This is a genomic window from Psychrobacter sp. AOP7-B1-25 (assembly GCF_052376195.1).
In the GTDB taxonomy this organism is placed as follows: domain Bacteria; phylum Pseudomonadota; class Gammaproteobacteria; order Pseudomonadales; family Moraxellaceae; genus Psychrobacter.
Map to the genome: position 1 here is coordinate 316,025 of NZ_JBQSVK010000002.1, position 12,591 is coordinate 328,615.

Consider the following 12,591-nt stretch of genomic DNA (forward strand, 5'->3'; position numbering starts at 1 on the left):
GTTAGCCCTCCAGCTCAATGCGCGTTAAGTTATCACGCAAAATATCACCGAATTCATATTTGCCAGGAGATACAAAGGTGCATAGTGCCAAATCTTCTTCGTCCAGTTCAAGCACACCCAAATCTACTGCGCTAATAATGTCTTCAACAATCAATGCACGTAGTAATTGAGTTGGTAGATAATCTTGTGGCATGACTTCTTCATAGACACCGATTGGTACCATGGCTCGTGGTGAGCCGTTACTTGTGGTGGTAAAGTTGTATTTTTTGCCACCAAAAAACTGCGAGATGTAGATAGGCAGTTTTGAGAAGCGGTTTTTACCTGGAGAAAAGAAGTGGAAAGCGGGACGCTCACGGCCTTCAGTCAATACGCTAATCTGATTGTGAAAACGACCAATATATGCGATGTTTTCAAACACTTTGCGACCAGACAGTACTGAACCTGAAATGATACGGTTCTCGCCAGCAGCCAACTTACCTTTGGTTAAAGCAGTAATATCAGCACCACGTTCAGTCATAACCAAATGCGGGTTAGTAACAGCAGGTCCTGCTAAGCTCACCATGCGGCGCGTATATAGACGGCCTGTCGTAAACAATTTACCGATTGCAATCACGTCTTGATAGCCAATCGTCCATACGGTTACACCGCGGCTGATAGGATGCAAGAAATGAATGTGCGTACCAGCAAGACCAGCTGGATGCTTACCAGCAAAACCATGATACTCAGTGACATTACTAGCTGCAGTTTTTGCAACTGGCGTCAATTGGGTATCGCCATGATGGCATACAAAGGTCTTTGGACTAAGCGTAGATAATACAGCAAGTCCATCATTGAACGCTTGTAGCTGCTCATTGATCACAAGCATCGGGTCAGCGGCGAGTGGATTGGTATCCATCGCTGTGACAAAGATGGCATGTGGACGAGTGCCGATTTCAGGTGCGCGGCTATAAGGACGCGTACGGAACGCTGTCCATTCACCAGAGGCAATCAGTTGGGTTTCAACGACTTCAGAGTCTAGGTCAGCAAGCTGCTGTGAGTCATAGCGCTCAAAGTCTACTTCTTCACCATTTGGGTCGACCGCAATCACAAGACTCTCAAACACTCGACGTTCGCCACGTTTAACAGCGACGACCTTACCGGCAGCAGGGGCAGTGTAGATCACGCCAACACGTTTTTTGTCTTCAAAAACGGGCTGACCTTTGGCTACAATGTCACCTTCTTTGACATTCATAGTGGGCTTCATACCCACATAATCATAGCCAACAAGTGCTACATGTGTCGGTTGGTGCTCAGATATCTCGCGGGAGGGTTCACCAGTGATGGGCAAATCCAAACCTTTTTTGATGGTAATCATAAGCGAAAACTTAGTCCATAGTCTAAAACGATACCAGACGTCCTGTTTGGTATATCGATAGCATGAACATTTGTATCACTCAATAGAGCCTTCAATCGACTATTTCCTTTATAGCAAAATAGGGATGAAAGCTCTGTGAAGACAATACATGATCATAACTACTAGTAAGAGTATTAACGCTGACCTTAGACTCCTTAACAACACGTTAACGTCTTATTCGAATTACCAAAGTGGCGACTGGCTACCAAGGTGTATGCTAAAACCGTTTCGTCGAAAACAATCGCTACAGCGCATAGCTAAAAGAGATTGGTTTGAGTAAAATGGCTTTATCACACGTTTCATTGAAATTTAAAACTTGTAACACCAGTATGTTTGACCGTCTCTCGTTCACTAATACCGTTTGAAGGTATTCAATACAATAAGAGTGTGGTCAAATAACGATCTATTAAGGTAGATGATATACTGATTAAGAGACAAACTAGCTAAGCAATTGATAAGCAAACATCACTTATTACAAGCTGCTATAGTTTTAATCGTAACGGTTTTAATATAGTTAGCTAGTGATAGGGACTTGCAAGACATCTAATTGGGGTTAAATACCGCAGAATCGATGGTTTAGAGACTATTGGTTGAGATTTTTCAGATAGCCCTTTTTAGCAATTTCTTAGCCAATATTTTACTGGTCTATTGAGCGATTGCTCGATCCATCCTGATCACCATGTTGTATTAGTGAGTCGTAACAACTCAACAAAAAGCGTAACACATGGTTACTATCACATAGAAACAAATAAAAATTTACCTAGGATTATACGCTAAATTGACCTAAAATTGCCAGTCAGTAATACAATTTAACGATTGTTGGTAGTAATTCTATGTACTAAAACTTATGGTTATGATTTTCTAGTTTCTGTTTTTTTTATTTGTATTCAAACAGATTGCTAACCTGTCAATGTCTTGGTTTTCGATCTGTCTATGATTTATGCTACTTTCAAGCAGCGTATTCTCTCGTTATTTGATTCTTCGATGACGTTTCATTCTCAAAATTTTAATTTACTAACTTTATTGCCAATCTTGTGCTTTATAAGGAATGCTATATGTGTGCTGTGCCTGTCATTATCCCGGCTATTGATTTAAAAGATGGCAAGTGTGTACGTTTAAAACAAGGCCGTATGGAAGATGATACGGTGTTCTCTGATGATCCAGTTGCCATGGCAGCGCGTTGGGTAGATGAAGGCGCGCGTCGTTTACATTTGGTCGATTTGAATGGTGCTTTTGATGGCGTGCCAGTACATAGACAAGTGGTCAATGACATCACTAAAGCCTATCCAAACTTGCCAATTCAGCTAGGTGGCGGTGTACGTAACATGAACACTATCGAGCAGTATATTACTGCAGGTTTGACATATATCATTATCGGTACAAAAGCCGTCGAAGATCCTGATTTTGTCGCCGAGGCTTGCCGCGAATTTGCAGGGCATATCATCGTTGGTATCGATGCCAAAGACGGTATGGTAGCCACTCATGGCTGGGCAAACGTGACAGATACCAAAGCGACCGAGCTTGCCAAGCGTTTTGCCGATGTAGGCGTGTCATCAATTGTTTATACGGATATCGCCCGTGATGGCATGATGCAAGGCGTTAACGTTGAACAAACTGTTAACTTGGCGCGTGAAGGTGGTTTACCCGTGATTGCATCAGGTGGTGTTACCGATATAAAAGACATTGAGCTGTTGAAGCCATATGGTGACTGTATTGAAGGTATCATCACTGGCCGTGCTATCTATGAAGGTACGCTGAACTTGAGCGAAGCGCAGCTTTACTTAGATAATTAAAGGTAGATAGTCAAAGTCAGACAGCTAATTATCAGTAACAAGATAAGCGAGAAAGAATTTTAAAAAATAAAGGATGCTTATGGCCACTTACATTGACCGTCCAATAGTACGCAGTTCTATAAAAGCGTGGGGTCAAATGGTGTTGCTACTAAGTATCCTTTTTGCCTTTTCAGCGCATGCTGCCGATGAAGAAACTTCTGGTATTGCAGCGGCGTTAGGCGTAGAGACGACTGAAGGTATAGACACAACAGAGGAAAGTGTATCTAATGATAATTCTGCTACATCAGAAAATGAGATATTAACAGGGGAGATTACAGAACCTGACAGCTCATTGCCAACGCCTGCTCCGCCTCCAGTAATCAGTGGTGAAAGTACGAATAATGCTCAAATCGAAACTACACCCACACCGCAAAAAGATAACGATATCCGTCAACGTATTAGCAGTATCTTCTCTGAAATCGAAGGCCTACAAGCTGTCAATATTAGTGTCACCCAAGGGGTCGTTACCCTAACGGGAGAGACGGCTAACGAAAAAAAAGCACAGCAAGCAATTAATTTAACCAACCGTATAACAGATGTCGTCACTGTAGAGGACAGAATTAACCGCACGCTAGATGTTCAAGAGAATGTCTCAACGGTCTATCAAGGTCTAAAAGCCCAAGTGACCAATCTTGTGAAGGCGCTACCGCTACTATTGGTTGGTGTGGTCATATTTGCTTTGGTCGCATGGTTTGGCAGTTGGTTATCTAATCGCAAAAAAATGTGGCAACGTCTGACGCCCAATCCATTTGTCGCTGAGCTATTATCACAAACGGTCAAAGTCATTTTTATTATCTTTGGTCTAATTCTAGGACTAAGCCTGATCGGTGCAGAGACTATTTTGGGTACGTTGCTTGGTGGGGCGGGTGTCATTGGTATTGCGGTTGGTTTCGCAGTCAAAGATACGATCGAAAATTATATTGCCTCATTAATGATGAGTATTCGCCAACCTTTTCGTGCCCGCGATCATATTGTGATTAATGAGCAGGAGGGCATTGTGGTTCGTTTGACCTCGCGTGCGACGATACTGATGACATTAGATGGTAATCAATTACGTATTCCTAACTCCGAAGTTTTTAAAGGTACAATTCTAAACTACACCAAAAACCCTGAACGGCGATTTACTTTTGAATTGGGCGTTGATGCCAATGATGATCCATTAGCAGCGATTAAAGTAGGATTAGATGCGATACATACGCTAACGTTTGTTTTAGATGAGCCTAAGGCAATTGCTGTCATTACCAATGTGGGTGATTCTAATATTGTTTTGGAGTTTCAGATTTGGGTAGATCAATCAGAAACCGACTTTGCTAAAGCACGCAGTATCGCTATTCGTGAAACCAAACATGCACTAGAAAATGAAGGCTTTAGCTTACCTGAACCGATCTATCGTCTGCGCTTTAACAATAAGTTAGAGAAAGCTTTTGAACACATACGAGGTAGTGCAGATAACACTCGATCTGATCTAACCGTTACCCCGACTATGCCTGAGTCTGCTGAAAACAATCAGAATAATGATAATCAGTTGGATGACCAAGATAAAAAGCAGGCAAAGGCTCGAGCTAAGACTATTTTACAAGGTCACAATGCTGATGATGTACTCGATGCTCGTCCTGATGACAAGCTGATGGAAAAGGTTGAACAAGAAATTGCTCAAAGCTCAGATGAGACTGATTTATTGAATAATAATAGCCCGCAAGAATAGGTATTAGACGTTAAATAAAGTTTAGGCATAAAAAGTGCAACAAAGTCTATATTTGGTGGTTATTCAAATAAGGGACTTTTTATGGAAATGAAACACGTTATTATTTTTGCAGTAATTGGTATCGTAGCGTTGCTCGGCTTCAATATTATTAACGGTAATAGTCGCGAACAAAACAGAGAGGTTGCAGCCAGTAGCGTAGCCGCTGAACAGATTGAAGCTACAGTAGTTACCTCTGAGACAGCTATTACTAGCCAGCCACTTAGTCAACAGCCAAAAGCAATCGTAGATAGTGCTACTAGCAAAATTGACCAAGCACAACAAGCTGAGCAAGAGCGTGTCGCTCAATTAGACGATGCACAATAGGTCCAATAGTAGCTATATCATTGATAATTGAAAAATACAAAGCAAAAAAAAGGCTAACGATCACGTTAGCCTTTTTTCGTATTGCAATATTAGTATTTTGATATCAGTCTACGCTTAACTTTTTTTACTAGACCCTCTGCGATTACTACTTCTTTTCGCAGGGCTTTTTTTAGGCTGCTCTTTTTTAGTAGGCTGTTTTTTGGTCTGGTTCATAGCGCTAGACTGCAGTTTTTCTTTTAGATCAAAATCAATCTGTAACAGGTCCATGTTAACCCCAGCGACTTGTACTTTCACAGAATCGCCAAGTCCGAATAGTGTACCTTTATCCTTACCGATGAGCTGCTGTTGCTGTTCATCATAGACAAAGAAATCATCGCCAACGTTTGAGATATGGACCAAACCATCGATATATAAGTCAGTTAGCGTCACAAATAGACCAAAGCTAGTAACTGTCGTTACCACACCTTCGAACTCTTCACCGACGTGGTCTTTCATATAGTGACACTTGAGCCAAGACTCTACAAAGCGTGACGCTTTTTCTGCACGGCGTTCTGTATCTGACGTTTGCGTACCAGCACCTTCAAGCGAGAAGTCCATGACAGGCTGCTTACTATTCGTTACTTGGGCTTTAATACCGCGATGCAGCATGAGATCTGGGTAACGGCGAATAGGTGAAGTAAAGTGGCTATATTCGTCATAGGCCAGACCAAAGTGACCAATATTGTCAGGTGCATAATTTGCTTGCATCATCGAACGAAGTAGCATGCTATGAATACTGATCGCATCTGGTCTGTCTTTGGTCGCTTCGATAATCCGCTGATAATCTGCTTGAGTCGGATTCTCTTCTGGGAATGGTAAGCCAAAGTTTTTTGCATATTCATGAATACGCATTGACTTCTCACCATCAGGCTTATCATGGTTACGATATAAAACTGGTAGCTCATGTTTAAGTGCGAAGTTTGCGGCACAAGTGTTAGCAAGGAGCATACACTCTTCGATAAGCTTTTGAGAGTCCCCACGAGTACGCGGCAAAATCGCTTCAATTCCGCCTTTCTCATTGAACTTGATATACGTTTCAACCGTTTCAAATTCCATTGCATGACGTTCTTCACGTTTCTTGAGCAATAACTCATACAATTGATGTAGCGTATTGATAGATTTTTTAACGTCTTTATTACCCGTCAACGACTTAGGCAAGCGTTTATCAGTTGGATTAACGAAATAATCGTTCACTTGATTATAGGTCAAGCGTGCTTGCGAGTGTATCACTGATGGATAGAACTCATAGCCGGTCACTTTACCTGCACGCGATATTTTGATATCAGCAACCATACACAAGCGATCTAGGTCTGGGTTCAGTGAACATAGACCATTAGATAGTACCTCAGGCAACATTGGAATCACGCGATGCGGGAAGTACACAGATGTACCTCGCTCATAAGCATCTTGGTCAAGTGGTGAGTTCGGTGTCACGTAATGACTAACGTCTGCAATCGCAACGACCACCCGATAATTACCGCCTGAACGTTTTTCAGCAAATACAGCATCATCAAAGTCACGTGCATCTTCACCGTCGATGGTGACAAGTGGTAGATGACGTAAATCTGTACGACCTTTTATGTCTTTTTCAGTTGGCTCTTGATAGTCATCAGCTTGCTTAAGCGCAGCTTCACTAAAATCTGATGGAATATCGTAGTTGAGCAGAGTCGTTTCAATAATCAACTCACGATCATTATCATCAGATAGCACTTCAGTAATTTTGCCAGTGGCAAATTCATGCTGGTTTGGCCAATCAATAATATCTACTTTAACAGGCGCACCTTGTTTGACATCAAACGCTTGAACATTGTCATCAGTAACCGTAATCGGTTGATGACTATTTGGACTACCAAGCTCGACACAGTAGCCGTCTTCATCACGAGCAAGTGTACCAATAAAATTGTTTTGACGACGCTCAATAACGTCAACAATGCGGCCTTCGGTACGTCCACGATTGTCTGTTGAAGTGCCGACAGCTGCTACCGTGTCGCCATTGAATACCCAGCGCATTTGTTTTTCATGCAAAAACAAATCTGGCATATCACTTAATACCACAAATCCAAAACCTTTTGGATGTGCAGACACTGTACCTGAAACGATATCTTGCTTGGTCACCGTACGATAACGATAAGGACGACCTTCTCGGTTTACTTGTCCATCACGCGCCATCGCTTTTAGGCGATTACCTAACGCATCAAACTGATCAGGATCATCAATATTAAAGGCTTTTGCCAACTGTTGATGTGTGACTTCACCATGCTCAGCAATCGTGCTAAGTATCAGCTCACGACTAGGGATAGGATTGTCATATCTTTTTGCCTCACTTGAGGCGTTTGGATCATTCCAACTCATAAATTACCGTATCTATTTTTAAAATTATTAATAGTGGCTATCTTAACACGAACGACGTTGCAATATCTTGCGTCAATTGTCTTATGTGTATCTGATAGCAAAAAGTGGTCAGTTTACTAACGACCGCTATAGAGACAAATCAAATATCGATATCGACATTGTTTGACTGGTTAGTGATTTTTTTACTATCCAGCTCTTTTGAGACTTCCAAGACTGTAGTCTGATTTGATTTATCCAAGTATTTTTGTGCTTTATCTACTTCCGTGGTTAAAGTATTGACCGTTTGCTTCATGTTATCTAGCGCTTCAATTTTATAATTACTAATCATATCCATAGTATCATAGACATTGTTGAATGCATTTTGCAGCTTATCAAGCTCAATGCTACTGCTGGTCGCTTGCTCATGGATTTCACCTGACTGACGCTTGAGCATGGCTGAGGTTGATTCAATCAAACTACTGGTGGTTTTATTCAACGCCGTAATTTGATCTAGTACCAGTTTTTGATTGGTCATTGCTTGGGCAACAACAACAGCTGTGCGTAGTGCAGATACAGTCGTCGTGGTTGCGCGATCCACACCTTTAATCAGCTCTAAGTTATTACGGCGAATGGTGTCTAGTGCCAAGTAACCTTGTACATTTACTGCTAACTGAGTTAAAAAGTCCGTGTTTTTTTGGCGGACATAAAACAACATCTCTTCTTTAATGATGCGAGCCTTTTCTGGATCTGTTGCTTCTATCACGTAAACCTTTTGCTCTAGTTGCTCATCAATCTTTTTACCAACATAGACATATTGACGGATAGACTGCATCAGCTCCCACATATTGACTTTTTCTTGCTCAATCATTGCATTGTCTTTGAGTAGTTCGTCTTTACCATTATAGAGGCTAGTAACAACCGCATTGATATGTGACTGTGCCGACTCATATTGACGAAAATAATCTTGCACTTTGTTACCAAACGGAATAAGACCAAATAGTTTGCGTGAGCTGGTTAGCTCTTTTTTACTTGGATCTAAGTCTTCGACAATACCACGAAGCTCTGTTAGCGATTTGGCAATGGGGGAGTTGTCAAACAGGTTGTCATTCAGACTTTTTGCTGGCAAATCTAACATTCGATTAGATACTTGTGCAGATTCGCGAATCTCTTTGGTACCTAGATTATGGATAGATTGAACGTTTTGACGAAATTCATCGCTATGCACAGAATTAGTAAGTACATGATCAACAAAAGCATCAACCTTGGCATCGAGCTCAGGAATCTGGTTTTCATCCAATTTGACCATCTGATCTGCTTCACTTTTCTGTATTTCTTTCACAGGTTCAGGTGCTGTTAGCGAGATACTAGGAGTTGTGGCGTTTTCTGGCGGCGTCAATTCTTGCATGAAATATCCTCTGATATCGGAGAAATGAAGTGTTTGTTATTAACGACTCTAGCAGCCGTGGTAGATATTGTTTTTATACACTTATAAATTGTCTTTGGCTCATATCAGCTTTTATAAAACAGTCATTCATTATCATTAAATGCTGATTAGCAAATATAAAATAGACCTTTAGATTACCGTGTAATCAGAAAGTTGAGAAGGTAGATTTTGTAAAATAGCGTCAGTCAATGATGCTAGGCTATTATGTTTAGTATAGCTATGTTCATTACAGCTATTTTTGAGTCCGAATAATAAAAAACCATCAATATCCCGCAGCATATTGATGGTTAGAGTTATAAACAGCTATATAGACTAACAGATACCACTCAAAGGAATCCAATAATTCAGATTACTTTTTCTTAGTGGGTCCAAGCAGCATACCCATCTGACGACCTTCCATCTTAGGGTACTGTTCGACATTTGAGATATCAGCCGTATCTTCAATGATACGATCAAGTTGTTTGCGACCGATATCTTGATGCGCCATTTCACGTCCGCGGAAACGGATGCTGATTTTGACTTTGTCTTGGTCTTCCAAGAAACTTACGATTTTTCTCAGTTTAACCTGATAATCGGCCTCTTCAGTACTAGGACGGAGCTTCATCTCTTTGAGCTGAGTCTGCTTTTGGTTTTTCTTAGCTTCTTTAGCCTTTTGCTTCTGATCATAAAGGAAATGTTTGTAATCCATGATCTTACATACTGGCGGTTTAGCTTCAGGAACTAATTCAACCAAATCTAGATTTTCATCACGTGCCGCTTTCATCGCGGTTGCGATATCAACCACGCCCATTTGCTCGCCATCTTCTTTGACGAGACGGACTTCTTTGACATTGATATCTTCGTTGATGTTCAAACGGTTGGACTGTTTAATAGGTATTACTCCTCATCTGTTTTTGGGGTCTGTCGGCCTTTTTTACTGACAGCGTTCTGTACTAATGTAATAAATTCAGAAATACTCATGACGCCAAGGTTTTCGCCTTCGCGAGTTCGGACATTAACACTGCCCGATTCGACTTCTTTATCCCCTAATACTAGCATATAGGGAATACGTTCTAATGTTTTCTCTCGTATCTTAAATCCAATCTTTTCGTTACGCAAGTCGCTAATAGCGCGCAAACCTGCATTTTTAAGCTCACTAACCACGTTTTCACATGCACCCGCTTGTTTATCAGTAATATTCATGACCACAACTTGCTGCGGTGCTAGCCATACTGGCATCCAACCAGCGTAGTTTTCGATCAAGATACCGATGAAACGCTCAAATGAACCTAAAATTGCACGGTGCAACATAATAGGTACTTCACGATCGTTTTGCTCATTGACGAACTCTGCATCTAGACGATCAGGCATGTTTGGGTCAACCTGAATAGTACCGCACTGCCAAATGCGTCCTAACGAATCTTTTAGACTAAACTCAATCTTTGGTCCGTAGAATGCACCTTCACCTGGTAAATAGTCCCAATCAAGACCTGAACTATCAAGCGCATCTGACAAGGCTTTTTCTGCAAAATCCCAAGACTCATCACTGCCAACACGTTTTTCAGGACGAGTAGACAGCTTCATAATGATATTGTCAAAACCAAAGTCTTCATAGACAGCAAGCGTTAGCTTGATAAAGTCAGCAACTTCCTGTTGAATTTGAGCTTGCGTACAGAAGATATGCGCATCATCTTGCGTAAAACCACGTACACGCATCAAACCATGTAATGAACCTGATGGCTCATTACGATGACAAGAGCCAAACTCAGCCATACGTAATGGTAAATCACGGTAAGATTTTAGGCCCTGATTAAACACTTGCACGTGACAAGGACAGTTCATCGGCTTTACCGCATAATCACGGTTTTCACTAGAAGTCGTGAACATGTTGGTTGCATAGTTACCCCAATGTCCTGAACGCTCCCACAAGCTGCGATCGACGATTTGAGGTGTCTTAATTTCTTCGTAGCCATTATCGTATTGTACTTTGCGCATATACTGCTCAAGTACTTGATAAATCGTCCAGCCATTTGCATGCCAGAACACCATGCCTGGCGCTTGCTCTTGCATATGAAATAGGTTTAAGGCTTTACCAATTTTACGATGGTCACGTTTTTCTGCTTCTTCAATACGTTGGATATAAGCTTTTAGCTGTTTCTTATCCGCCCACGCAGTACCATAAATACGCTGTAACTGCTCGTTTTTCGCATCACCGCGCCAGTAAGCACCTGACATTTTGGTCAATTTGAATACTTTCAAAAAGCGAGTATTTGGCACATGTGGGCCACGGCACATATCGACGTATTCTTGATGATGGTATAAACCAAACGCTTCTTCGCCTGGCATATCATTAATAAGTTTTAATTTATAGTCTTCATTACGTGACTCAAATATCTCAATCGCCTCGGCACGCGGCGTCATCTTTTTGATAACGTCATAATCCTGCTTGATCAGCGCCATCATGCGCTTTTCGATCGCTTCCATATGCTCAGGCGTAAATGGTGTTTCACTAAAGATATCGTAATAAAAGCCATCATCAATAACAGGACCAATGACCATCTTCACATCGGGATATAACTGCTTAACCGCATGACCTAATAGGTGAGCACATGAGTGACGAATAATATCAACACCGTCATCATCTTTTGGCGTCACGATTTCAACATTGGCATCAGCAACAATAGGATCATGTGCATCTACTAGATGACCATTTACTCGTCCAGCAACTGTCGCCTTAGCGAGTCCTGTCCCAATACTTTGCGCCACTTCCATGACTGTTGTATGACCTTCAAAGTCTTTTACACTACCATCGGGTAAAGTAATCGCTACCATAATCTATTCGCCTATTATTGGGTCCGTTGGCAGTGATGACTGCAACCATCAATCATATAACCGTGAGACCACATCAATTATATCTAATCATCGTGATATGTTGTGAAAGGGACGCATTACCTAGAGTCTTACTATGACTATGTATGCTAGAGCTGATATAGGGTTTAAAGCCAGTTAATCTATAGCATTACAGCAAAATGTATTTCGCTATAAGAATAATACAACAACCAACATATATAAGTAATGCAGTAAAATACATATTATAGCAAAAACCATCTCTCAACACTACACATCAAGGAACTAAGCAATAGTGAGTGATAGGCAAAAGCTATATTACATAATGGAGGTATTTTTGAATATGACACTATATAAATTGTAATGTTAAAAAGATCATATAAGCCTAATTAACTTAGCTTCTATATAGTGCTATTTATATGAATATCAACAATTGAAAGTAGAAGTGAAAACTTGATTGGAGAAAGTATTTACAGATTACATAATGGAAAGCTCCTATTGTAAGGATGCAATAAAGCTTTTCCTTATCAAAAGATAGTAAACTAAAACATATCTCACGGTAGTTTTTAAAAAGATAAATAAGACAAATGCATAACCCATTGAAAAGACTATAAATTTATTCACCTCTTAAAATAAACCTAAAAACATTAATAAAAGC

Annotated in this window: 8 protein-coding genes; 3 read left to right on the forward strand and 5 right to left on the reverse strand. The window is 40.9% G+C overall.

Features of this window, described 5'->3' with window-relative positions:
- Position 1: 1 nt before the first annotated feature.
- A complete protein-coding gene (locus tag ACT3QR_RS04005; protein ID WP_444520091.1) occupies positions 2–1,354 on the reverse strand; it encodes a Na(+)-translocating NADH-quinone reductase subunit A in 1,353 nt (450 codons plus the stop codon).
- Between the two features lie 1,094 nt (positions 1,355–2,448).
- Between ACT3QR_RS04005 and hisA the strand changes: the two genes are divergently transcribed.
- From hisA to ACT3QR_RS04020, 3 genes are all read left to right on the forward strand, one after another.
- Positions 2,449–3,186: a 1-(5-phosphoribosyl)-5-[(5-phosphoribosylamino)methylideneamino]imidazole-4-carboxamide isomerase gene (hisA, locus tag ACT3QR_RS04010; protein ID WP_444520092.1), complete on the forward strand. Its 738-nt coding sequence runs from the start codon at positions 2,449–2,451 to the stop codon at positions 3,184–3,186.
- Positions 3,187–3,265: 79 nt separating this feature from the next.
- Entirely contained in the window at positions 3,266–4,930 is a 1,665-nt protein-coding gene (locus tag ACT3QR_RS04015) for a mechanosensitive ion channel domain-containing protein (protein ID WP_444520093.1), read from the forward strand.
- 81 nt (positions 4,931–5,011) lie between these two features.
- Complete coding sequence (locus ACT3QR_RS04020; RefSeq protein WP_444520094.1) at positions 5,012–5,293, forward strand: hypothetical protein; 282 nt, start codon at positions 5,012–5,014, stop codon at positions 5,291–5,293.
- Positions 5,294–5,407: 114 nt separating this feature from the next.
- Here ACT3QR_RS04020 and rnr read toward each other — a convergent pair whose 3' ends face one another.
- The 4 genes from rnr to thrS form a co-directional block, all read right to left on the reverse strand.
- Positions 5,408–7,684, reverse strand: coding sequence for a ribonuclease R (gene rnr, locus ACT3QR_RS04025; RefSeq protein WP_444520095.1), 2,277 nt, complete (start codon positions 7,682–7,684; stop codon positions 5,408–5,410).
- 139 nt (positions 7,685–7,823) lie between these two features.
- Entirely contained in the window at positions 7,824–9,068 is a 1,245-nt protein-coding gene (locus ACT3QR_RS04030; RefSeq protein ID WP_444520096.1) for a toxic anion resistance protein, read from the reverse strand.
- Between the two features lie 388 nt (positions 9,069–9,456).
- Positions 9,457–9,960, reverse strand: coding sequence for a translation initiation factor IF-3 (gene infC / locus ACT3QR_RS04035; RefSeq protein ID WP_057762155.1), 504 nt, complete (start codon positions 9,958–9,960; stop codon positions 9,457–9,459).
- A gap of 23 nt (positions 9,961–9,983) precedes the next feature.
- Positions 9,984–11,918 carry a threonine--tRNA ligase gene (thrS, locus tag ACT3QR_RS04040; protein ID WP_444520097.1) on the reverse strand — a complete coding sequence of 645 codons (1,935 nt, stop codon included), beginning with the start codon at positions 11,916–11,918 and terminating at the stop codon, positions 9,984–9,986.
- Positions 11,919–12,591: the final 673 nt, after the last annotated feature.